This window comes from Psychromonas algarum, assembly GCF_004376845.1.
GTDB lineage: Bacteria > Pseudomonadota > Gammaproteobacteria > Enterobacterales > Psychromonadaceae > Psychromonas.
Window position 1 is genome coordinate 1 of sequence record NZ_SNUW01000016.1, and the last position, 23558, is coordinate 23558.

A 23558-nucleotide genomic window follows, 5' to 3' on the forward strand; every position below is an offset into this window, starting at 1 on the left:
ATGAAACACAAATCAACGTGTGTGTAAGCAATGCTGTAGGGGTAAATGAGGTAACCACCAGCGAAGTTACTATTAATGGTGAAACAATCACTTGGACTGGCCCGGTTAACATTATTCGTTAAATAAAGTTAATTTAAGCCATAAAAAATCCGGTTTAACAAAATGTTAAACCGGATTTTTTATTCTGCGTTTTATTTAATATCAGATCAATTCAGTTTAAATCGGTCTCGTATAATCAAAGTGCATGTGCCGGACACTTGAATCTGTCCCTTCAAAAAGTAACTTCAGCAACGCTAAATATAATTCACCTGTTGCTAATGAATCAACCAAGGCACCATGTGCAGAATATTCCGGTAAATTATGACGCTCACGGATTGATCCTAAACGAAAGTCTGCCGTCTCTGAATTGTTTTTATACATATGCAGAGATTTCTCAATTTGTAGCGTATCCACCCATAACAATGGCAATGGTGGCAAACCATACTCTTGTTCGATGTAATAATTTAAAAAGCTTTTCTCAACAATACTGCCATGCACAAGGATCACTTTACCAACAAACTTCGCAAGTAATTCATCCATAACCACTTTTAGAGGTAATCCTTGCTCGAGCATTTCAGGCACAATATGATTAATAACGGCTGTTTCTGCATTGATATGTTCAGCACAAAAGATAAAGGTTTCTTCAGCCTGACTTAATATCAGTTGCTGTTTAATCAGAGGTAAATAACCAACACTTAATAAAGAATCTGTTTTAGGCTCAAAACCTGATGTTTCAAAATCTACCGATAAATAATCTAGCGAAAATATATCATCATCTAATTCAGGTAAAGGTGCTAACAATAACGCTTTTAAGTTATCTGGTAGCTTATATTTTGCAAGATAAGCCTCACGCTCTCGCTTCAACTTATTTAATGGATGAAAGTAACTAAAGATAGTACTCATAGCTTCCCTTTTAAACTTAATATTTATAGCAATTGCTTAATCGACGCATTATTTTTGATAGCTCACTTTGCAGTGAGCAAACCATTATTCGCGGGTAAATTTCAGTTTTGTGTATTCTTGTAAATCGGCAATAATTCTAAATGCATCTTTTAAATGCTTTCTTTCAAAGCTACCAAATGAATTAGGATCAATATTATTATCAGGCACTCTGCCCTCTTTTAATGCCATTAATTGCTGCGATAAACGTATCTGAGTTAAGAATTGGAATGCACCCTGTACATTCTTAAGCATATCTTCACTTAATAATTTATGTTCATAAGCATGGTTGTAACGCGCCATTGTTTCTGCGGTTTCTGAACCCGACGACAGACCATAAATTCGCGCTAAATCAACTAATAAGTTAATAGCATAACGTTTGATATTTAATGTTTTAGAGTTTTCACCACTTTTTTCTAATACAAGTGAATTAAAGATCCCTAAAGGTGGATTAACAGATACCGAGTCACGTACTAATGAAGATAAGAATACATGAGATTTCTGAATAGAATCAAACAAATGCTTTTGTAGTTCAGTATTAAAAGATTCTTTGCCGTGCAACCAGCGAGTTTCTAAGAATACCGTTACATTTAATAAACTGTCATATTCAGGATTAGAAACCCATTTGCTATAAGAGGCTTTCCACACTTTTAATGGCATACACCATTTAGGGTTCATCGCCATAAATTTACCCGTACATAATGGGAATGCACAAGCATCAAGTGCGTTACATACCCACTCGGCTAATTCTCTAAAATAAGCGCGATCTTCGGTAGTTGCATCATCAGATAAAATAATGGCATTGTCTTGATCTGACAGCATGTGCACTTCATTACGAGCATGAGAACCCGCTACAATCCATGCATAATCACATGGCGGCTCACCAAAATGATCTTCAGCCATTTGTAGTAAGCGACGGTTATATGAATCCATGATCATGGTCATTACATGACCAGTGATATCTGCACTTACTTGACCTTCTACTAACGCTTCGAAAATAGCTTGGCGCTCAGATGTTAATGCTGTTAGGTCGGAAATGGTGTTGGCATATTTTATTTTTTCAATTAAGAAAACAGCCTGAATTTTATTATTACGCACTAAATGAGTTGTGGTTATAACGCCCACAACATTACTACCATCAACAACAGGTAAGCTACGCACATTATTTTGCATCATCATTGATGACGCTTTTAAAACTAAATCAGAAGGTGCAACAGTTAATGGATGAGGTGTCATGATTTCTTTGACTGGACGATTAATATCTAAACCCGCAACAATGACTCGTTTAGTCATATCACGGTCAGTCACTAAACCAATAATTTCACCATTTTCTTTTATTACCGCTGTTGGTGAACACACATCCATTATTTCTCTTGCTACTTCTCTAATGGGCGTACTAGAGTCAACAACCACAATTTTATTACTAGCAACTTCAGATACTTTTTTAACAAAAACCCCTTTTTCACTATCTGACCAAACAACATCCAATGCAGAATGTAAACGTACTTGTACGTTACTCGCAAAGTGTTCAGCAAAATCAGGATATTCTTCAAGTAGGCTTAATAAATCAGAGTGAGGAATTAAATATAATAAGGTATTTTCAATGGCTGTCGCACTGTAACCTTCTTGCAGTTCTGTTTGGCTTTCATCTAAAAAAGTGAAACCGAATAAGTCTTCAGCACCTAATTTAGCTCGCAACATACCGTTATGTTTACGCTGTTCCATAGATCCAGTACGAATAACATAAAGGTAACGAAGTTCATGCTCTCCGCCAAAGTGAACCTGCTCGCCTTTGGCTAAGTAAGTAATATTAATACAACAAGCAATTTTACGTTGTAACTCTTTAGGTAATTTATCAAAAGGGTCAATTGAGGCAAGAAAATCACGAATATTGGGAATTAATGTTTGAGACATAAACAATCCTTTAAAATACAACGAGGCATAATGAAAACCACTCTCTATTGATAGAGAATGGCTTAAATATTAACGCCTGTCTACACTCAGCTTATAGAGTCACTTTAAAGAGCCTAATAATTTCTGCTTTCGTGATTTGTTTAACATCATGGTTATATGATATTTTTATTAGTAAATCATCAGACTGTTAAAAGGCACACTATTAGCGGCCTTTTTATTGAACAATCTGCTAGTTAATATAGTCAGAAATCCACTCATTAAATCAAGCTTGTGTTAACTAGGTCACTATAATCGACGCAAATCAATTTGTCATACAATATAAAATAAAACATTGATCACAACATATTCTAAATAGTTGATATAAGAAGACACACAGAGTGAAAATCACAGGAATGAAAATATTAACTTAACAGAAGAATGATACTGCTAAGTTAACTATGGCAAATAATCGCTGAATAAAACTTAATGGCTTGAAGGAAGGCGACGTTTACTTTTATTCAGTAAGTCGATATTTGCTTGGCGAGCTTTATTTGCATCACCCGCCATGATCGCTGAATAAATTGCTCTATGTTCATTAATACAAGTACTGCCCTTTACAGAGGAGTGGCTTATAAAACTTTTAAACATGGTGCACAAAACATTCGCAAACGGTAAATAAAAACTATTGCCTGTTGAAAGAAAAATTAAACGATGAAATTCCATGTCGGCATCAGTCCAACTAGCAACATCAAAATCTTTAGCAATATCATCCATTTGCTGAAAAGTAGCCGATAAAGCAATACGCTGCTGTGCGGTGGCATTTTTAGCAGCTAATGCAGCCGCTTCTGGCTCTAATGCATTACGCAGTGATAAAAAATCACGATATACCGCATCATTATCACCTAAATCAGTTAACCAATCTAAAAGCTGTGAATCTAAAAAATTCCAGTTTTCTCGCGATGTTACACGAGTACCAACTTTAGGCTTTGATTCTAATAAACCTTTTGAAGTCAATAATTTAATTGCTTCTCTCAAGGAAGTACGACTTACTTTGAACTGTTCACATAGCGTCATTTCACCAGGAATAATTTCATTTTCTTCAACTTCACCTGAAAGAATTTTACGTGCGATTTCACGCGCAACTTGCACATGTAAACTACGTTTTGCTCCTGCGATTTGTACGAATGCGTTCTGCATGGGGTTCCTTCCTTTCAATAAATCTTGTCCAATAGTAATACAAATGCAAGGAGTTGGATAGAAATTCAAGTAAAGCAATTTTTCTTCTGTGATTTATATTTATAAATAGACCATCGGTATTAGCAATATCAATAAAAGTCTTTCATTTTTAACTTGTGATTGGTTTAACTGAAATTATGATTTTTAAGACAGGCATAAAAAAGCTCACCAAATAAAGTGAGCTTTTTGCGGTTAATATTGTTTATTTATACTGCAAATGGATATTTGATTGGTTCATGGCATTGATAATCCACTACTTCAAAATCATCCATCGTTACCCATGTTTCTAAATCTTCAAGCGACTTAATATTAGGGTTTATTTTTAATTGTGGAGATGGAAAAGGCTCTCTCTTTAATTGTACATCTTGCATCAGTTGCAGTTGGTCTTCGTAAATATGGGCATTCACTATTTTATGATAGGCTTTGCCTGCTTTTTTACCGGTAATTTGAGCCATTAAAGCTAAAAAAGCAAATACTTGAACTTGATTAAAATTTAACCCTAATGGTACATCGCAAGAACGTTGGTAACTGGTTAAATATAAAGTATCACCTAACAATGAAAATGTATGAGTGTGCATACAAGGGCGCAAGCATCCCATATCAAATTCACCTGGATTATAGAAAGTGAGAATTTCTGCCCGATCATCAATGCCATTTTTTAAATTATCTACAATTTTCTTTAACTGATCCAAAGTGCTGCCATCAGGTTTTGCCCATGCGCGCCCTTGCACACCATAGACTCTACCCATATCATCTTCACCTTTACGGTGTTGATTATTTAACCAAACTTCATTCAGGTTAGCATTCGCATCCCATGTTTTAGTACCTAATACACGAAAATCAGCAGCATTATCATAGCCACGGATGTACCCTAAAAATTCAGCTATCGCAGACTTATAATAACTTTTACGGGTTGTTATCATTGGAAATTGATTATTGCCAACATCATATTCTAGATCTGCATTAATCACAGTTAAACAACGTTTACCTGTACGCTCATTCTCAATCCAAGTGCCTTGGTCAATGATACGTTGACATAAGTCTAAATATTGCTTCATGACTGTTCACCTTTAGTTGTTTCAACAGGATTATTTTTATAAGCATAAATCATTAATAATCCACCAATGATAATCATTGGCAACGAAAGAAGTTGTCCCATACTTAAATTCATAGTCAATAAACCTAATTGCGCATCGGGCTCTCGTGCAAATTCAATAATAAAGCGGAATACACCGTAACCTAACAAAAATAACCCTGCGACCGAACCAGCCGGTTTAGGTTTACGAATAAAGAGTAATAGCATGATTAAGAGAACAACACCTTCTAATGCAAATTCATAAAGCTGTGAAGGATGACGCGCAAGAGGGCCTGCATTAGGGAAAATAATACCAATAGGTAAATCAGTTACACGCCCCCATAATTCTGAATTAATAAAATTACCAATACGCCCTGCCCCTAATCCAACAGGTAATAGCGGCACAATAAAATCACCAACAGATAAAATAGAGCGATTATGTCGTTTTGCATAAATAATAATGGCAGTGACAACACCTAGCACACCACCATGGAACGACATTCCACCTTCCCATATTCTAAAAATATACAAAGGATTCTCTAAGAAGGTTGGGAATTGATAAAACAATACGTAACCGATACGGCCACCTAAAATAACCCCCATAAATCCAGCAAACAATAGATCACTTGCTTGTTCTCGAGTCCAAACACCGTTGGATTTATCACAAACACGGTTTGCCATCCAATATGCAAATGCAAAACCAACAAGGTACATCAGTCCGTACCAACGAATATCTAAGGGACCAATACTGATAGCGATAGGATCAATATAGGGTAATACATAATGAGATGACATATTTTGCTCTGATTAAAAATTTAAGGGCTATATCATAACGTAATCAAGCAAGAGAGAAAATTGAGTTGGCAACAAATAGAGAAACAAAGTAGTACTTAACTAACCTTATTGTGGAGAAATTTAACATGCTTAGCATATTAAATAATCAGCCAAATAAAATTAGGCCTTAAATAGGGATGAACTATGCGCCAAAAAATGATTTAATCCCGCCCAATGACACGAAATCAATAAAAGTGCTTTAAATTTAAATAAACAACGAATTTTTAACCATTCATTGCTTATTTATTATTGCTCTTTACTGACAGTTAGATGCGTAATAATTTATTCTAATTTTCACGATAAACTCTGATCCATGTTAATTTCAATATCATATTCATCATTACAATAGCGACATTATTATCCATGATGAAAAATCACAGATTTTTCTGTTATCCCATTGCTTTAACAAAAAGTTAAGCAACTAATTAGCAAACGATTAATAAAAGGTATTATTAACGTTGCAAATACAAATAGGACATATTTATGAGTGCCAACCCGACTCTTATCCAACGTATAATGAACGGTAGTTTAATACTGCAAATTGTTGTTGGTATTATTGCAGGTATCTGCCTTGCGACTTTTGCTCCAGCAAGTGTGCCATCAATCTCTTTTTTAGGTGGATTTTTTGTTAGTGCATTAAAAGCTGTCGCACCTATTTTAGTATTTATACTTGTTGCTTCTTCTATTGCAAACCAAAAGAAAGGTGTTCAAACCAACGTTAAACCAGTATTAAATTTATACTTAATCGGTACCTTATTAGCTTCTATTAGTGCTGTATTGTTCAGTTACTTCTTCCCTACTTCACTAACTTTGGTAACAAGCAACATTACAGTGACTCCACCAGAAGGAATTGTAGAAGTTTTAAATACTTTATTATTTAAAGTGGTTGATAATCCAGTTAATGCATTAGTAACAGCAAACTTCATTGGTATTTTAGCTTGGGCTGTAGGTTTAGGTTTAGCGTTACAACATGCTAATGAATCAACTAAAAATATGCTTCACGACCTTGCTGAAGCTATTTCTAAAATAGTACACCTAGTGATCCGTTTTGCACCTATTGGTATCTTTGGTTTAGTAGCATCAACCGTTGCAAGCACAGGCCTATCATCATTACTAAGCTATTCTCATCTATTGATTGTATTACTTGGTTCAATGTTGTTTATTGCGTTAGTTGTTAACCCACTGATCGTTTATGTGAAATTAAAAACTAATCCTTACCCTCTTGTATTTAAATGTCTAAAAGAATCAGGTGTTACAGCTTTCTTTACTCGAAGTTCAGCTGCAAATATCCCTGTTAACATGGAATTATGTAAAAAATTAGATTTACATGAAGATACTTACTCTGTATCAATTCCATTAGGTGCAACGATTAATATGGCGGGTGCATCAATTACAATCACTGTATTAACATTAGCGGCAGTACATACATTAGGTATTGAGTTTGATATTTTAACTGCAATCTTATTAAGTGTTGTTGCTGCGATTTCAGCTTGTGGTACATCAGGTGTTGCCGGTGGTTCATTATTACTGATCCCATTAGCATGTAGCCTATTTGGTATTCCAAATGAAGTAGCGATGCAAGTTGTTGCAATTGGTTTCATTATTGGTGTTGTACAAGATTCAGCAGAAACTGCATTAAACAGCTCAACAGATGTTATCTTCACTGCTGCAGCTTGTCGTGCAGAAGAAGTAAAAGCATTCTTAACTAAATAACAATTTAGTTATTTATAAATACGAACAATAAAAAAAACCGAGCTTATTTGCTCGGTTTTTTTATATGTGATTATTTATTACCTGCACGCACAAAACCACCAAGCCCTTTTTCATCTAAGTAATCTACAAAGGTTTGTTTGATAAATGCACCATCATGAGCATTAAGAGCGACTTTAGTACAAGCCTCTAGTTCAGAAATAGTGACATTATTTAATAGGTATTTAACCTTATTCATATTAAAAGCATTCATACTTAACTTGCGATAACCTAGCCCCAATAGGATCAGAACACCAATAGGATCTCCCGCAAGTTCACCACAAATGCTCACTTCTACATTATTTTTCTGACTCTGTTGTAGTATCAACTGCATTGCTTGTAATACCGCAGGATGATAACTATCAAAAAGATCGGCAACACGGCTATTATTACGGTCAACAGCTAATAGATATTGAGTTAAATCATTACTCCCAATGGAGAAAAAATCCACCAGCGGTGCCAATTGGTCAATAATAAAAATAGCTGAAGGCACTTCAATCATTACACCAATATCTGGCAAAGGAAATTGTTCGCTGGAGAATTCTTGTTCAACGCAGATCTCTTGCCATGCTTGTATTATAAGACGTTTTGCTTCTTCTACTTCACCAACAGAACTTACCATAGGTAACATAATACGTAGATTTTGAGTATCAATACTAGCGCGTAACATAGCCCGAATTTGTACAAGAAATATATCAGGATGATCTAATGTTAATCGAATGCCACGCCAACCCAAGAAAGGATTTTCTTCATTAATAGGGAAATAAGTTAGTTGCTTATCACCACCAATATCTAAAGTGCGCATAGTCACCGGTAGGTTTTTGCATTGTTCAAACACTCGGCGGTAAGTATTAGCTTGTTGTTGTTCTGTAGGGAATGCATTACTTAACATAAAAGGTAATTCACTACGATATAAGCCAATACCAGAAAAATGCTGCTCATTAAAAACATCAGAATTGATATTTAGTCCAGTATTTAATAAGACTTCAACCTCACAACCATCTTTGGTCATCGCAGCCTGATTAGCCCCTAAATCAACTAACTCTTTCAGTTCATTTTCTTCATCAAGCAATACTTGATATTGAGAAACCAAAGTATGCTCTGGTTCAACAATAATGGTGCCTGCATATCCATCAATAATAATATTTTTATAATGTATATTTTTGAGTCTTAATGGCGCCCCTAATACAGCAGGAATTCCTAAAGCGCGAGAGAGGATTGCAACATGAGAACTCAAGCCGCCACGTACAGATACAATTCCTTTCAGTTTTTCCGCCGGGATCATTGCAAGCATTGAAATGGTAACTTCTTCTGCCACCAGAATAAGGGGATCGGGAAAGTGCTGCTTTTCTTCATTACGGTTAGAAAGATGATATAACAAACGTTGCCCTACATCTCTCACTTCTACAGCACGCTCTTTTAAGTATGGATCATTCATACTTTCAAATTGTTTGATATAACCTTCCGCAACCTTTTTAATAGCACTTTTAGCCGTCAGGTTATGCTGAAAAATTTGCCCTTCAACGGCAGCTAACAATGCTTTATCTTTTAATAAATGCCCATAAACATCAAACAGCATAAAAGCATCTTGTGAGACTTTTTCTTTTAATGTGATAGAAACATTAGAAAACTCATCGGCACACATTTGCACGGCGTTATTAAATAATTTCATTTCATGATCAGCTTGATCAGTGACTTCAATTTCAATATCACTTAATAACAAATGAGTTTGTAAAACATGCGCTTTATTAATACAAATCCCAGGACTTGCAGGACTACCTTGTAATTGAATCGAGCGATTCTTTTTAATTTTTTTATCAGGTAAATCGAGGATTGTATTACTTAAAACACTGCCTAAATGTACTGCTAAAGTAACTAAAAAAGACTCTTCAAGTTTGTCAAATAAACGCGGTGAAGATTGTTGAGCAACTAACACACCAAGCACTTGGCGTTTGTGGATAATAGGCGTGCCTAAAAAAGAATTAAATAACTCTTCATTGGAAGAAGGTAAATATTTAAATTGCGGATGTTCAGAAACATTAGCTAGATTAATTGGCTCACCTTTTTGATAAACCAAACCAACGATACCTTCATCGAAGTTAAAATGAGTTGCGCCAACCACTTGGCTTGCTAATCCTTCGCTGGCCATTAATGTCAGCTTTTTTGTTTCTTTATTAGTGATAAAAATAGAACAACAATCCAAATTCATTGTTGCTTTAGTTTGTTGTACTAATAAATTCATAGCGTCAGGAAGTGTATTTGCCTCGCCGAATTGCTCTACGATTTGACGAAGTTGGCTTAACATAAAACACTCCTATCTAATAATGGATAATAACCAGAAAGTATTTAGCGCTTGAAAGAACCTCTACGAGGTCGTTTATTTCTTTTTTTATCTTTGTTATACATAAGAGCAAAAGCTGCATGACAAAATTCAGCTAAGGCTCGACGGTATACGTCACGTTTAAATGACACAACTTGACGAACAGGATACCAATAAGTAACCCATCGCCAATCATCAAATTCTGGATGGCCACAAGACTCAAACCCAATTTGCTCTTCTTCTGCAATCAATTGTAATAAAAACCAGCGTTGTTTTTGACCTATACATACAGGGGCGGGAGACTCCCAACGAACCAAACGTTTAGGTAATTTATAACGTAACCATTGGCGGCTACTAGCAACTATTTTTACATGTTCAGGCTTTAAGCCAACTTCTTCGTACAATTCTCGATACATAGCTTGTTCAGGTGTTTCACCTTCTTTAATTCCACCTTGTGGAAATTGCCATGAGTGCTGTCCGAAACGTTTAGCCCACAATACTTGACCATTTTTATTACAAATGATGATACCTACATTAGAACGGTAACCATCAACGTCAATCATTAACAACCTTAATAAGGTTAAGATCCATCCTATTTATACACAAGTAAATAAACGACAAAGCAGAATGGACGAAATTATAATTATGCTGCATTCTTTCACAGAAAGCCCCTACCATCAAACTGATACACTATAAAAAAAGTAAGCTCTCCTACTTAGGTCACGTTTATAGAAAATGCATTATTAAATATATCCACTAATTCTGTGCATAAGTATGTGTACAATTAAACAGAAGTAAATAGTTAAGAATACATCATAAACATCAAGATCTTTATTAAAATAATTAATTTAGAGTTATTTTAATAAAAAACAATAAGTTACATTAATTGAAAAGTGTAAAAAATTAGATCCCTGTTATTAGATCCAGTATTTTTAATTCACAATGCAATGTGCATATCTTCACTGTTCAAAAAGTATTCATCAACTATTTAAAAGCAATTTATTGTTTAAAAAACAGACATAAAAACAACTTATTAGGCTATTAAAAGTCATTTTTAAAAATTAAAATAAGAACTTATCCAATACTTCACTTATCCACTAAAATTGTGCATAACTCTGTGTAAGTTCCTTTTAAAACTATGAATAACCTAAAATATGAAAAGCACGTACAATAAAAAATAGTTTATTTATGCCGATAGAGAATAACCATGAAAGCAACTCCCACATCTGAAAGCCAGTTATTAGAATATTGTGAAGCAATTGCTGGTTATTCATTATCTGAATTAGCTGAAATAGCCAATATTCCTGTTCCTAGAGATCTACGTAAAAATAAAGGTTGGGTTGGACAACTCATCGAATGGCACCTTGGTGCAACCGCTGGCAGTAAACCTGAACAAGACTTCAAACATTTAGGGATAGAATTAAAAACAATTCCTATTGATAGACAAGGTAAAGTTTTAGAAACCACCTTTGTTTGTAGCACACCTATTTTACATACAACACATTTAACCTGGCACAACAGTAATATTCGTAACAAATTAAGCAAAGTCTTGTGGTTACCTGTACAAGGTGAGCGACAAATCTCTCTTGCTGAGCGGATTGTAGGTAATGGTTTTTTATGGACAGCTTCTCCAATACAAGAACAATTAATGCAGCAAGATTGGGATGAGTTAATGGAAAAAATTGCGCTTGGAAAAATAGAGCAGATTAGCGCACGTGATGGCCAAGTATTACAACTTCGCCCTAAAGCTGCAAATGGTCAATCGCTTACCGATGCCTATGGTGATCAAGGACAGCTAATAAAAGTACGTCCTCGTGGTTTTTATCTCAAAAAAAGCTTCACTCAAGGAATTATTAACCAACAATTTAATCTGTATTAAGTTTGCTGCAATTAAGTGACTAGAATTTGTACAAAATTTACAGTAAATTAAACTTGGAGTTACTATTCGCAAGGAGCAGACATGAGCATTAAAAAGCAGTTATTAAAAAATAAACCCATCGTTAAAGTCACTTTTGAAATTACTAAAGAACAAGCAAATAATGCACAAAGCATTAGCCTGTTATCTGAACACAATGACTGGCAAGAAATAGAATTTAAAAAGTTTAAAAATGGCAAGTTTAAAGTTGCTGAAAATATTTCAACAATCGATCGTCAAGGTTTTCAGTTTATTTATAAAGTGATTTCTGAAGATGGTAGTGAATCAACATTATTGCCAGAAGATGCTGATAGCTATACCGATAATGGAATGAATGATGGTGGTAAAAATGCAGTATTAATTATTGCATAATCATCAGCAAATAAAGATTTTAATACCGATTAAATTAAATATGTTATCTACATTTTGTACTGAAAAAACAGTTCAATTCAAGGCGTAAATGGCTATTACCTTTACGGGCATTTACAGCAAAGAAGTGGGATGTTTTAACAAATAAAATAGATAAGCCATTTATTGTGTTTGCTATATAAACAAGTCGCATTAACGCGACTTGTTTTATTTTAAAGTGTTAGATATTACTAAACCTCATATTTACTTCTATCCCCCAGATCATGATGTAAAGGCATACGTATTTTTTTATAAGCCATATACCCCGTCAATATTGCACTTAATAGTGCCAAAATTGCTGCATATAAATGTAGGGATAAAATTAAACAACCAGCAAAAGCAATTAACAATAATGGGTTAACTTTTAAAATAGGTAATGAAAAGCAAAGGCTTTCTTTATAACTAATACCTGCACAACATATTAAAAGAGCCAATAAACTCAAATGCGCAATAACGATCCCACTACTAATTAAACTTAACGAAATTAACCAAACACCAAGCCATGCACTGGTGACTAAAATATAACGAATATTTTTATTATAAATATGTAGATTAGCCGCTTGCAAAAATACCGAGAGCGCTAACCATACTAGCGCATATTTATACCAAAATGGATAATAAAGCTGCTGCAATGCCAAAGCAATTAATGCAAAAACAGTGACTACCATACCTGTGCGATAACTAATAATGCTAATAATATCTACTGGGGTTAATTTTTCTTTAACATGAAGATCTGCCATTTTTCTCTCCTATTAAGTTATATTAATACATTAAAATAGAGACTTGACCAATCTTCATTTAACATTTTTATCATGCAAGCTTAGCCCAACACTACCACTGTAATAATTTACAGTGTATTATCTCGGTCAATATTTGACTTTAAAACATCTCTACAGGTAATAATTCAACAAGCTATAATAGCTGTCTTCAAAAGTATTAGTGAGTGAAAAATAATGAATAATATTGAAATTCGCGGAGCAAAAACCCATAACTTAAAAAATATAAGTTTATCCATTCCACGCGACAAACTCGTTGTGATCACCGGCCTTTCTGGCTCGGGAAAATCTTCATTAGCTTTTGATACTTTATACGCAGAAGGTCAACGCCGTTATGTTGAATCCTTATCTGCTTATGCTCGTCAATTTTTATCATTAATGGAAAAACCTGATGTGGAGCATATAGAAGGTTTATCTCCAGCAATTTCAATTGAACAAAAATCAACATCCCACAACCCTCGCTCAACTGTGGGCACTATTACTGAAATATACGATTACTTACGTTTATTGTTTGCTCGTATCGGCGATCCCCGTTGTCCGACACACGGAGTGACATTACATGCACAAACGGTAAGTCAGATGGTTGATGCTATTTTAGCGCATCCTGAAAGCAGTAAAATGATGCTGCTTGCGCCCATTGTAAAAGAGCGTAAAGGAGAACATGTTAAAACATTCGAAAGTTTAGCGGCGCAAGGTTTTTTACGTGCGCGAATTGATGGTGATGTTTGTGATTTAAGCGATCCACCAAAATTAGCATTACATAAAAAACACACCATTGAAGTTGTGGTAGATCGATTTAAAGTACGTGATGACTTAAAGCAACGATTAGCAGAATCTGTAGAAACAACATTAGGTTTAAGCAATGGCTCTGCCATTTTAGCTTATATGGATGATAGCCAACCAGAACAACTTTTCTCTGCTAATTTTTCTTGTCCACACTGCGGTTACAGCATTTCTGAATTAGAACCTCGTATATTTTCCTTTAATAATCCCGCAGGCGCTTGTGAAACTTGCGATGGTTTAGGCATTGAACAATATTTTGATGAAGCTCGCGTTGTCACAGATAGTTCATTAAGTTTAGCTGCGGGTGCAATTGAAGGTTGGAGTAGTAAATCTAACTACTATTTCCAAATGTTATTTGCAGTCGCAGAGCATTATAATTTTTCACTAACCACTCCATTTAAATCATTAACTAAAAAACAACAGCAAATTGTTTTAAATGGTTCAGGTACAGAAAGAGTCGCTTTTATTTATAGTAATGATAAAGGCGATCAAGTTTCTCGATTGCATGCTTTTGAAGGTGTTATACCTAATCGAGCACGTCGTTATAAAGAAACTGAATCACCAGCAATGCGTGAATATTTAAGTAAATACATGAACCGTCAATCTTGCTCAAGTTGTGGGGGTTCTCGATTAAAAGAATCATCTCGCCATGTTTTTATTAATGACGTTAATTTAGCTTATATTTCAGAGTTATCTATTGCAGATGCAGAGCAATTTTTCAAAAACATACAACTGACTGGACAAAAAGCACAAATAGCCGAAAAAATCCTCAAAGAAATTTTAGAGCGACTTAGTTTCTTAGTTAACGTTGGGCTCAATTACCTTAGCTTAGAACGTAGTGCTGAAACACTATCTGGCGGTGAAGCACAACGCATTCGATTAGCTAGTCAAATTGGAGCTGGGTTAATGGGGGTTATGTATGTGTTGGATGAACCTTCTATTGGCTTGCATCAACGTGATAATGAACGCTTACTTAAAACACTCACGCATTTACGAGATTTAGGTAATACCGTCATTGTGGTTGAGCATGATGAAGATGCTATTCGTCAAGCTGATCATATTATTGATATTGGCCCTGGTGCAGGTATTCACGGTGGTGAAATTATTGCAGAAGGTAATTATAAAAAAATATTAAAAAGTAAAAACTCTCTGACAGCCGATTATTTGAGTGGACGAAAAGCAATTGAGATCCCAACCCAACGAACACCTTTAACAGGAAAGTGGATCAAACTAAATGCAGCGAGTGCAAACAATCTAAAATCTGTTGATTTAGCATTACCTATTGGAGTATTAACCTGTGTGACTGGTGTTTCAGGCTCAGGTAAATCAACTTTGATCAATGATACTTTATTCCCATTAGCACAAACTAAACTTAATAAAGCCACCACCATACAAGCAGCAAAACATAAAAGTATCAGTGGTTTATCACAACTAGATAAAGTAGTTGATATTAACCAAAGCCCAATTGGTCGAACGCCACGTTCAAACCCTGCAACTTACACTGGTATTTTCACTCCTATCCGCGAATTATTTGCCGCTACACCAGAATCACGCTCTCGCGGTTATAAACCAGGACGCTTTAGTTTTAATGTAAAAGGTGGGCGCTGTGAAGCATGTCAAGGTGATGGCATGATCAAAGTGGAAATGCACTTTTTACCGGATGTTTATGTGCCTTGTGATGATTGTAAAGGGCAGCGTTACAACCGTGAAACTTTATCAGTAAAATACAAAGGAAAAAATATCCATGAAACATTGGATATGACAGTCGAAGATGCCTTTAAATTCTTTGAGCCTGTTCCTGTTATCGCTCGTAAATTACAAACATTAATGGATGTCGGTTTATCTTATATTCGTTTAGGGCAAGCAGCGACAACATTGTCTGGCGGTGAAGCCCAGCGCGTGAAACTAGCAAAAGAGTTATCAAAACGTGATACAGGTAAAACCTTATATATTCTTGATGAACCAACCACAGGTTTACACTTCCATGATATTGCTCAGTTACTAAAAGTCATTCATACTTTGCGCGATAAAGGTAATACGTTAGTTATTATCGAGCATAATTTAGATGTGATTAAAACAGCTGATTGGATCATTGATTTAGGTCCAGAAGGCGGTAATGGTGGTGGTGAAATTATTGCCACAGGCACACCAGAAGAAGTGGTTAAAGTAAAAGGAAGTTACACAGGCCAATTCTTGAAACCGATATTAGAAAAATAACGGCAGAACAATACAATAAGTAATGAGAGATAAATGGACTTACAACAAAAATTAGCACGTGCGTTTTTAATTAGCTTTGCGCTTTTAATGGGGCTTGGTACGCACTATTTCCAGCATAACCAAGGAGGTAGTGGATTAGAACTGGCAGTTAATAACGTTGTATGGATATTTTTCTCTATTCTTATTGGTTTAGGTTTATGGAAAATCACCGCTCAACAAACTATTTTTTATTCAAAATATACCGCCATTATTTTTATTGCATTAGGGTTATTCTGCCTGCCTATTTTCTACCCTAATAATATTTTAGCAGATCAAAGCTATACCCGATTATTAGGGTTATTTGCAGGTATTCTCTTATTTCTCAGCCTACAGCAATTTAGCTTTACTCGTCAGCAAGTTAACAAGTTATTACTTTTAATTGTATTAGCAGGTTTTATACAAGCCTGTTATAGCTTGATGCAAGATTACCTATTACCCGCTAATAATATATTTGGTTATAACGTCGGTTATGGACGCCCTTATGGCATTTTCCAGCAGCCTAATGTATTAGCTAGTTTGATGGCAACCACATTGATTTTAAGTGGTTACTTATTACAAATAATTAATAATAAAAAACTACAGGTATTTCTATTATTAACAGCAATGCTCAATATCTGGGTCATTACCATTGCGATGTCTCGCACTGGTTACTTAGGTAGTGCGATTGCATTAATTTTGTTATTACCTTGGGCTTGGCAAACTAATAAAAAACGTTTTTCTTTATTTGTCGTCGCAATTTTATTGGGATTAGGTTTTGCTTCAATGAAAGGTGATGCACTTGGTGCTCGTAATGTTGATAGCCTCGCAGAAGGTGGACAACGATTAGTTTATTACAGCAATAGCTGGGATATGGTAAAAGAAAACCCTTTATTAGGTTATGGTTACGGAAGTTTTGAAAAAGAATACTTATTCCATACAGCAGAAAGAGTTGCAAATGGAGAGTCAAAACCAGAAGTTTCAGTACTTACTCATCCACATAACGATCTACTATTTTGGGCCGTTGAAGGTGGTATTGCCCCTATTTTAGGCATGTTGTTATTAGTGTTTGCGTTTCTGTTTTTATTACGTTCATTTAAGCTCAACAAAGCATTAGCATTACTTGCTTTAGTTACTCCTATTGCGCTACATACTCAAACTGAGTACCCCTTATACCACTCTGCATTACATTGGTTTGTTTTAATGGTATTAGTCTTTTATGTGGATTATGAATCAGAAACCGTTAATCAAAAACACTTTGCACCCACTTTCTTTTTACGTGTTGCAGGTGTATTAATTCCACTTTTCACCGCTATATTCATGCTCACCAATTTATATACAATCGCCAAGGTCACAGAGTATGAACGCAGTAAGGATCGAGATATTCGTGTATTAATGGATATTGTAAATCCTTTAGTATTTGATAATAATTTTGCTTTCCACCTTTATAATTTCCGTTTAACTTTAGCAATACAAACTAAAAATACTGAGGCCATAGAGAAAATAATTGTTGAGTTAGAAAAAACCATTGAACGAACACCAAAGCCTTACTTTTTACACCTTTTATATATCGCTTATAAGTTTGACAAGCAAGCAGAAAAAGCAGCACAAACATTGGATTATGCTCGTTATTTATACCCAGGTGATAAAGGGTTAAAAAATGCAGATAAAAAACCGGCAGCAACCTCTGATGCATCTTCAATAGGTATTGAAACAAAAGTATTAACGACAAACTCAGCAGCAGTAATGAGTAGCACTGCCGAGGAGCAATAAGATGAAAGTAATATTGAAATTTTGTATTTTACTCAGTTTACTTAGCTTAATGGGCAATGTGTATGCAGATATTTATATGTATATTGATAGTAAAGGTAATCAGCATTTCTCAGAGAAAAAGGTAAATAAAAATTATAAATTATTATTACGTAGTGAAAGTAATAACCCACCGCCTAACTTTAAAAATTGGAAAGAAAAAAGTTATAGCGAAGTAAAATTACCACGTCGTAAAATATTACAAAATAAGTACCATTCGTTAATTGTGGCAGCTGCAAATAAACATCAATTAGAACCCGAATTTTTACATGCTGTTATTACGGCAGAGTCAAACTACCAACGTAAAGCAGTATCTTCTGCTGGAGCTCAAGGGTTAATGCAGTTAATGCCAGTGACAGCCAAACGATTTGGAGTTGATGACCCTTTTAATCCAGAGCAAAGTATTTTTGCAGGCGCACTGTATTTGAAAAAGTTATTAAAAGAGTTTCAGACTAAAGACTTGGCATTGGCTGCTTATAATTCAGGAGAAGGTACGGTAAGGCGTTATAAGCGTCAAATTCCACCTTATCCTGAAACACGAAAATATGTTGTGAAAGTCATGGCTTTTTACCACCATTATAAAGAGAACTTAAATCCTTCTCAGCTATCAACAGCAACTATCAGCTATTCTAGAAACTAATAGGCTTACGTTTTGTTGGCTTCTTTTGTTGCTTATTTTTAGCGCTTTCTTTAATACTTGCTTGGTTTTCTTTTTGAGGGGTCTCTGAGCTAAAATCAATTTCATCCATTGTACTTGTCTGTACAACCTCGTAGTCTTCTGTTTGTCCTTTTAAAGCAACTTGTAAGTATTCGCCATTAAAGCTAACAAGATCACCTGCATACACTTTTTTACGCTTACGCGTCTCTTCTTCACCATTCAAGAAAACATAACCTTCACTGATCACTTGTTTCGCTTCACCACCACCAGAAACTAAGTTACCGATTTTTAGGATTTTGTATAACTCTGTAGGCTCTTGATTAACTTCTACTAAAGTTGCGTATATTTCTTGTTCTTCTTGCTCTGGCATTTTATTTCCACTGTGAAGGTAGCTTTTGCTAATAAGCTGATTGTAAACCGAAGTAATAAATAAATGAAAGACTGTTTTATAGATACAAAAAAGCCCTCGTTAAAACGAAGGCTCAAATGGAGTTAAATGTGGTTTACTAATTATAGTAAGATACGACCACCGAACATCCATACGTTATTATCTTTATGAGCAGCTAAATCACTACCTAAGTCTACTTGGTAACCAACATAACCGATTACTTGTGGAGCAAAGTTGTATTCAGCTTGGATTGCAGATTGGCTAGCTAATTTACCATCGCTACCAGCTTCATCTTTAGCCATTTCATAGTTAAGGCTGATGTTTAGACTATTATCAAATGCGTATGCAACTAATGCTTCATAGTTATTTGTTTTTGCGTAAACGTTATCTGATTCATATGAAGTATCTAATACGTTTTTGTTCTGTGCAAATACTGCAGCTAAGTATAAACCACTACCGTAGCTACCGTAGCTAGCAGATAATGCTTGAGTTGTTGCATCTTTATCACCAGTTGGTACGTCAACAGAACCTGTATTATATGCATAACCTAATGTAGCGCCAAACATTGCTAACGTAGCACCTGCTTGGTAACGCGCACCATATTGAGTAGTTTGTGGAGATGAAGCATCACCAGCATGTGAACCTTGACCACCTAAACCAAAGCTTAGAGAGCTATCTTCACCAAACTCAAAGCTATTGCGGTAACTTACCATTTTGTCTGCACGAGCAGTACCAAGGTTACCGTGATCAGCGTATAGGAAGTCATTGGCAAATGCGATAGGCATATCAGCAACACCCGCTACGTCGTAGTAAGGTGCCCATTGAGTACCTACATCAGCAGTACCATATGTATCATGTGACACACCAACATAACCAAGACGAGTAGAAAGTGCGTTAGCACCGCCGTCTAAAAAGTTGATTGACCACTCAGCTTTTGCATGAGCAACAAAGCCATCTCCTAAATCACGCTTAGCTTCAAAGTTAATACGTGGTGAAACAGAATTTACTTCTGTTTTTCCTTCATCTGAACCTGTGATACCAGCAGCTACATGACCACCAACAGAGAATGAGTTTCCATCTTGGTTGTATAGTTCAACGGCATTTACAGCATTAGCAAATAATGCAGCAGGAATTGCGATAGCTAAAAGAGTCTTTTTCATGGTTAGTTCTTCCTTAATTTTATTATTGGTTAGCTTTAATTCAAAAATCTATTGAACTTATTAAAAAAATTTATGTCGATTTATATCGATATCTAGACACTAGCAGATGAATAAAAACATCGTTAGTCAAACAAAGGTCACAACGAAAACAAATAAAATGTGAACAATGTTATAACTATTATTCTGCGAGCATGATATTAGAAATAAAACTCAACTACAAACACATGATTTATAAGTAATTACATAAATCATCAGTTTTTTCATTATAGACATAAAAGACACAAAAAAATAAAAAACACTGTGCCTTTATTTAAGTAACTCAATCAATAAACGTTAACCAGATCACACTTAAACCATTAAATTGGTTATAAGGATATAGCTCCTTATGAATTTATAGCCATAAAGTAATTAACTTTAAACCTCAAAAATACCTAATTATTTTCCAGTTAAGCTATGATCCCAGTCTTTCCAAACCACTTCATAACCTTGATTTTTTACTAATTCCGCCATTAAGGCAGGTGAACGTTCATCACTTATTTCAAATTGCTCCAAGGCTTGTTCTGCTTTTTCTGCATAACCACCTGGTTGCGTACTTGATCCTGCACTCAATGAAGTAATGCCTAATGGCAATACATGATTACGAAAATGCTCTGACTCACGAGTAGACAGTGACAACTCTACTTCTGGATTAAACAATCGATAAGCACAAATAAGTTGTACTAACTCTTTATCATTCATCTCGGATTTGATTTCCATCCCCCCTTCACAAGGGCGCAAACGAGGGAATGAAATGGTATAACGGCTTTGCCAATACTTTTTCTCAAGGTAAGTTAGATGCGCCGCAACATAAAAACAATCTGTTCGCCACTCCTCCAACCCAATTAATGAACCTAACCCCATTTTATGAATACCAGCTTCGCCTAAACGATCATGTGTATTTAAACGATAAATAAAATCAGATTTTTTACCTTTTAAATGATGCTCAGCGTAAGTCACTGGGTTATAGGTTTCTTGGTACACTAATACCGAATCAACACCATAATCAATTAACTCACTGTACTCATCTTTATCTAATGGCTGCACTTCAATGGTGATATGTGAGAAGTGTTTCTTAATCACAGGTAACGCTTGCTTGAAATAATCCATTCCTACTTTGCGTTCAGATTCTCCTGTCACCAGTAAGATATGATCAAATCCCATCTTTTTAATGGCTAAACATTCATTTTCAATTTCTTGCATATCTAAGGTTTTACGACGCAACGCGTTATGCATTGAAAAACCGCAATAAGTACAAATATTGCTGCACATATTAGAGAGATAAAGAGGGATATAAAACTGCTGGGTTTTACCAAAGCGTTGCAAAGTTAATTGTTGAGATTTCTGCGCCATTTGCTCTAAATAAGGTTCCGCAGCGGGGCTAATTAAAGCTTTAAAGTCTTCTAAATTTAAACGAGATTTGGATAATGCACGTTGTACGTCCGCATCTGTTTTTGCATAAATAGACATGCGAATATCATCCCACTGATATTCTTTTATTTTTTCACTAAAGGTCACAGGCTTGCCTCAAGAAATGCAGTTAAAGGACTTGATGCAACTGCTTGTGTGCTTTGACCGCCTAATCCAGCTAAGTATGCTTGTCGCCCAGCTTGCACTGCTTTAGCAAAGGCTTCGCTCATTGCGACAGGATTTCCAGATACTGCAATGGCAGTATTCACTAATACGGCATCGGCCCCCATTTCCATCGCTAAAGTCGCATGAGATGGGCTACCTAATCCTGCATCAACAACCACAGGAATATTCGCTTGTTCAATAATAATTTCTAAAAAATCAGCCGTTTTAATACCTTTGTTAGAACCAATGGGAGCACCTAGCGGCATCACAGCGGCGCAACCTGCGGCTTCTAAATGTTTGCACAAAACAGGGTCAGCATGAATATAAGGCAAAACGATAAAACCTTTATTCGCTAACATTTCAGCCGCTTTTAACGTTTCAATAGGGTCAGGCAGTAAATACTTAGGATCAGGATGTATTTCTAATTTAACCCAATTAGTTTGCAAAGCTTCACGTGCTAATTCGGCAGCAAAAACTGCTTCTTTTGCATTACGTGCACCTGAAGTATTGGGTAATAAATTCATGCCATTTTTAATTAAAGGCGCCAGAATATCATCATCACGATGTTGCATATCAACACGTTTCAACGCCATGGTCACCAGTTCAGATTGCGACGCTTTTAATGCAGCTACCATAGTTTGTTGATCATTAAATTTACCCGTTCCGGTAAACAAGCGAGAAGAGAAACTTTTATCGCCAACAATCAATTGATCATTTGTTTTCATATCTTTAAACAACATGCTTTATCCACCTGCAATCGCTTGAAAAAGAGAGATTTTATCTCCCTCATTAATAATTGTTTCAGTCCACTTAGTACGCGTGATGATGCTTTGATTTACTGCAACCGCACTGCCAATAAGAGGCTTGCCTAAGTGTATTAATAGCTGTTCAATAGTGATATTGTCAGTTAGTTCTAATGGTTGTTCATTGACTTGAATTTTCATTGTTTCTTATTCCAAATAGCGTTTCGCTTAACCTTTCCCACATACTGCACAGTTAGCATCTTTGTTGATGTTAAACGTTTGCCAATCTAGGGTTTTCCCATCAAATATTTTCAGTTTGTTTTTAATACCTGAAGGTAATCCCACAAAGTGTTTAATCGTCTCTAACGCTTGTAATGTACCAATAGTTCCTACCACCGGACCGATAATACCTGAGTTACTACAGTTTAATGTTTGCTCTTCAGAATCAGGAAATAAGCAGTGATAACAAGCTGAGTTTTCCTCTCGATGATCAAAGAACATCAACTGCCCTTCAAGACGAATAGCGGCACCAACAATCAGTGGTGTTTTTGTATCAACACAGGCTTTATTGATCAGCTGCCGACTTTCCATATTATCAGTGCAGTCGAGCACTAAGTCCGCCATGGTTAATTCCATCGTGAGTTGTTCTGCCCCCATAGATTTATTGATACTACGGACTTTAATTTCTGGGTTAATCTGCTGTAGTTTACGTTTAGTCACTTCAACTTTAGCGTCGCCAATATCATCACTTTGATAAGTAATTTGACGCTGTAGATTACTCACTTCAATGCTATCAAAATCACTTAACACTATATGTCCAATACCAGCTGATGCTAAGTACAAGGCAGCGGGAGAGCCTAATCCCCCCATACCAATGATTAATACACTGGCTTTTTTAAGGGCTTCTTGACCACTTTGTCCTACTTCTTCTAATAAAAGGTGGCGACTGTATCGTAATAGCTCAGCATCACTCAGCATGGTTTACTCTCT

General features: G+C 35.6%; 20 protein-coding genes. 6 read left to right on the forward strand and 14 right to left on the reverse strand.

The window, feature by feature from the left end:
- Positions 1–216: 216 nt before the first annotated feature.
- The 5 genes from E2R68_RS12735 to lgt all read right to left on the reverse strand — a co-directional run bounded on the left by E2R68_RS12735 (position 217) and on the right by lgt (position 5977).
- A complete protein-coding gene (locus tag E2R68_RS12735; RefSeq protein ID WP_134278062.1) occupies positions 217–942 on the reverse strand; it encodes a 3'-5' exonuclease in 726 nt (241 codons plus the stop codon).
- 84 nt (positions 943–1026) lie between these two features.
- A complete protein-coding gene (locus tag E2R68_RS12740; protein WP_134278063.1) occupies positions 1027–2892 on the reverse strand; it encodes a DUF294 nucleotidyltransferase-like domain-containing protein in 1866 nt (621 codons plus the stop codon).
- 462 nt (positions 2893–3354) lie between these two features.
- Positions 3355–4068: a FadR/GntR family transcriptional regulator gene (locus E2R68_RS12745; protein WP_134278064.1), complete on the reverse strand. Its 714-nt coding sequence runs from the start codon at positions 4066–4068 to the stop codon at positions 3355–3357.
- 245 nt (positions 4069–4313) lie between these two features.
- Positions 4314–5165: a thymidylate synthase gene (locus E2R68_RS12750; protein ID WP_134278065.1), complete on the reverse strand. Its 852-nt coding sequence runs from the start codon at positions 5163–5165 to the stop codon at positions 4314–4316.
- Positions 5162–5977: a prolipoprotein diacylglyceryl transferase gene (gene lgt, locus E2R68_RS12755; protein ID WP_134278066.1), complete on the reverse strand. Its 816-nt coding sequence runs from the start codon at positions 5975–5977 to the stop codon at positions 5162–5164. The genes E2R68_RS12750 and lgt overlap by 4 nt, the downstream gene beginning before the upstream one ends.
- A 522-nt stretch (positions 5978–6499) precedes the next feature.
- Here lgt and sstT point away from each other — a divergent pair.
- Complete coding sequence (sstT, locus tag E2R68_RS12760; protein WP_134278067.1) at positions 6500–7729, forward strand: serine/threonine transporter SstT; 1230 nt, start codon at positions 6500–6502, stop codon at positions 7727–7729.
- 70 nt (positions 7730–7799) lie between these two features.
- On the opposite strand, the gene ptsP is transcribed toward sstT, so the two are convergent.
- Positions 7800–10070, reverse strand: a complete 2271-nt coding sequence (gene ptsP, locus E2R68_RS12765) for a phosphoenolpyruvate--protein phosphotransferase (protein WP_134278068.1) — start codon at positions 10068–10070, stop codon at positions 7800–7802.
- 41 nt (positions 10071–10111) lie between these two features.
- Positions 10112–10648 carry an RNA pyrophosphohydrolase gene (gene rppH / locus E2R68_RS12770; protein ID WP_134278069.1) on the reverse strand — a complete coding sequence of 179 codons (537 nt, stop codon included), beginning with the start codon at positions 10646–10648 and terminating at the stop codon, positions 10112–10114.
- Positions 10649–11292: 644 nt separating this feature from the next.
- Here rppH and mutH point away from each other — a divergent pair.
- Together mutH and E2R68_RS12780 are read left to right on the forward strand one after the other, a co-directional pair.
- On the forward strand, positions 11293–11964 hold the full coding sequence (mutH, locus tag E2R68_RS12775; RefSeq protein ID WP_134278070.1) for a DNA mismatch repair endonuclease MutH: 672 nt from the start codon (positions 11293–11295) through the stop codon (positions 11962–11964).
- Positions 11965–12045: 81 nt separating this feature from the next.
- Positions 12046–12372 (forward strand): early set domain-containing protein, encoded by a 327-nt coding sequence (locus E2R68_RS12780; RefSeq protein WP_134278071.1) that lies wholly within the window; start codon positions 12046–12048, stop codon positions 12370–12372.
- A 227-nt stretch (positions 12373–12599) separates the two neighbouring features.
- On the opposite strand, the gene E2R68_RS12785 is transcribed toward E2R68_RS12780, so the two are convergent.
- Positions 12600–13148: a hypothetical protein gene (locus E2R68_RS12785; protein WP_134278072.1), complete on the reverse strand. Its 549-nt coding sequence runs from the start codon at positions 13146–13148 to the stop codon at positions 12600–12602.
- 213 nt (positions 13149–13361) lie between these two features.
- On the opposite strand from E2R68_RS12785, the gene uvrA reads away from it, so the two are divergent.
- Genes uvrA through E2R68_RS12800 form a run of 3 tightly spaced genes read left to right on the forward strand, consistent with a single transcriptional unit; the run spans position 13362 to position 18648 of the window.
- Positions 13362–16184 (forward strand): excinuclease ABC subunit UvrA, encoded by a 2823-nt coding sequence (gene uvrA, locus E2R68_RS12790; RefSeq protein WP_134278073.1) that lies wholly within the window; start codon positions 13362–13364, stop codon positions 16182–16184.
- Positions 16185–16217: 33 nt separating this feature from the next.
- Complete coding sequence (locus E2R68_RS12795) at positions 16218–17972, forward strand: PglL family O-oligosaccharyltransferase (RefSeq protein ID WP_134278074.1); 1755 nt, start codon at positions 16218–16220, stop codon at positions 17970–17972.
- Between the two features lies 1 nt (position 17973).
- A complete protein-coding gene (locus E2R68_RS12800) occupies positions 17974–18648 on the forward strand; it encodes a lytic transglycosylase domain-containing protein (RefSeq protein ID WP_134278075.1) in 675 nt (224 codons plus the stop codon).
- Here E2R68_RS12800 and E2R68_RS12805 read toward each other — a convergent pair.
- The 6 genes from E2R68_RS12805 to E2R68_RS12830 all read right to left on the reverse strand — a co-directional run bounded on the left by E2R68_RS12805 (position 18638) and on the right by E2R68_RS12830 (position 23546).
- Positions 18638–19036: an RNA-binding S4 domain-containing protein gene (locus E2R68_RS12805; protein ID WP_134278076.1), complete on the reverse strand. Its 399-nt coding sequence runs from the start codon at positions 19034–19036 to the stop codon at positions 18638–18640. The genes E2R68_RS12800 and E2R68_RS12805 overlap by 11 nt on opposite strands.
- A gap of 140 nt (positions 19037–19176) precedes the next feature.
- Positions 19177–20214, reverse strand: a complete 1038-nt coding sequence (locus tag E2R68_RS12810) for a porin (protein ID WP_134278077.1) — start codon at positions 20212–20214, stop codon at positions 19177–19179.
- 435 nt (positions 20215–20649) lie between these two features.
- Positions 20650–21768 carry a 2-iminoacetate synthase ThiH gene (gene thiH / locus E2R68_RS12815; RefSeq protein WP_134278078.1) on the reverse strand — a complete coding sequence of 373 codons (1119 nt, stop codon included), beginning with the start codon at positions 21766–21768 and terminating at the stop codon, positions 20650–20652.
- On the reverse strand, positions 21765–22565 hold the full coding sequence (locus tag E2R68_RS12820) for a thiazole synthase (protein WP_134278079.1): 801 nt from the start codon (positions 22563–22565) through the stop codon (positions 21765–21767). Before E2R68_RS12820 ends, thiH begins: the two co-directional genes overlap by 4 nt.
- Positions 22566–22568: 3 nt before the next feature.
- Positions 22569–22769, reverse strand: coding sequence for a sulfur carrier protein ThiS (thiS, locus tag E2R68_RS12825; protein WP_134278080.1), 201 nt, complete (start codon positions 22767–22769; stop codon positions 22569–22571).
- A gap of 27 nt (positions 22770–22796) precedes the next feature.
- Entirely contained in the window at positions 22797–23546 is a 750-nt protein-coding gene (locus tag E2R68_RS12830) for a HesA/MoeB/ThiF family protein (RefSeq protein WP_134278081.1), read from the reverse strand.
- Positions 23547–23558 lie beyond the last annotated feature (12 nt).

Bases quoted from the DNA above. Each gene is read 5' to 3' on its own strand.
- E2R68_RS12735 (WP_134278062.1), bottom strand. From the start codon at position 942: ATGAGTACTATCTTTAGTTACTTTCATCCATTAAATAAGTTGAAGCGA.
- E2R68_RS12740 (WP_134278063.1), bottom strand. From the start codon at position 2,892: ATGTCTCAAACATTAATTCCCAATATTCGTGATTTTCTTGCCTCAATT.
- E2R68_RS12745 (WP_134278064.1), bottom strand. From the start codon at position 4,068: ATGCAGAACGCATTCGTACAAATCGCAGGAGCAAAACGTAGTTTACAT.
- E2R68_RS12750 (WP_134278065.1), bottom strand. From the start codon at position 5,165: ATGAAGCAATATTTAGACTTATGTCAACGTATCATTGACCAAGGCACT.
- lgt (WP_134278066.1), bottom strand. From the start codon at position 5,977: ATGTCATCTCATTATGTATTACCCTATATTGATCCTATCGCTATCAGT.
- sstT (WP_134278067.1), top strand. From the start codon at position 6,500: ATGAGTGCCAACCCGACTCTTATCCAACGTATAATGAACGGTAGTTTA.
- ptsP (WP_134278068.1), bottom strand. From the start codon at position 10,070: ATGTTAAGCCAACTTCGTCAAATCGTAGAGCAATTCGGCGAGGCAAAT.
- rppH (WP_134278069.1), bottom strand. From the start codon at position 10,648: ATGATTGACGTTGATGGTTACCGTTCTAATGTAGGTATCATCATTTGT.
- mutH (WP_134278070.1), top strand. From the start codon at position 11,293: ATGAAAGCAACTCCCACATCTGAAAGCCAGTTATTAGAATATTGTGAA.
- E2R68_RS12780 (WP_134278071.1), top strand. From the start codon at position 12,046: ATGAGCATTAAAAAGCAGTTATTAAAAAATAAACCCATCGTTAAAGTC.
- E2R68_RS12785 (WP_134278072.1), bottom strand. From the start codon at position 13,148: ATGGCAGATCTTCATGTTAAAGAAAAATTAACCCCAGTAGATATTATT.
- uvrA (WP_134278073.1), top strand. From the start codon at position 13,362: ATGAATAATATTGAAATTCGCGGAGCAAAAACCCATAACTTAAAAAAT.
- E2R68_RS12795 (WP_134278074.1), top strand. From the start codon at position 16,218: ATGGACTTACAACAAAAATTAGCACGTGCGTTTTTAATTAGCTTTGCG.
- E2R68_RS12800 (WP_134278075.1), top strand. From the start codon at position 17,974: ATGAAAGTAATATTGAAATTTTGTATTTTACTCAGTTTACTTAGCTTA.
- E2R68_RS12805 (WP_134278076.1), bottom strand. From the start codon at position 19,036: ATGCCAGAGCAAGAAGAACAAGAAATATACGCAACTTTAGTAGAAGTT.
- E2R68_RS12810 (WP_134278077.1), bottom strand. From the start codon at position 20,214: ATGAAAAAGACTCTTTTAGCTATCGCAATTCCTGCTGCATTATTTGCT.
- E2R68_RS12820 (WP_134278079.1), bottom strand. From the start codon at position 22,565: ATGTTGTTTAAAGATATGAAAACAAATGATCAATTGATTGTTGGCGAT.
- thiS (WP_134278080.1), bottom strand. From the start codon at position 22,769: ATGAAAATTCAAGTCAATGAACAACCATTAGAACTAACTGACAATATC.
- E2R68_RS12830 (WP_134278081.1), bottom strand. From the start codon at position 23,546: ATGCTGAGTGATGCTGAGCTATTACGATACAGTCGCCACCTTTTATTA.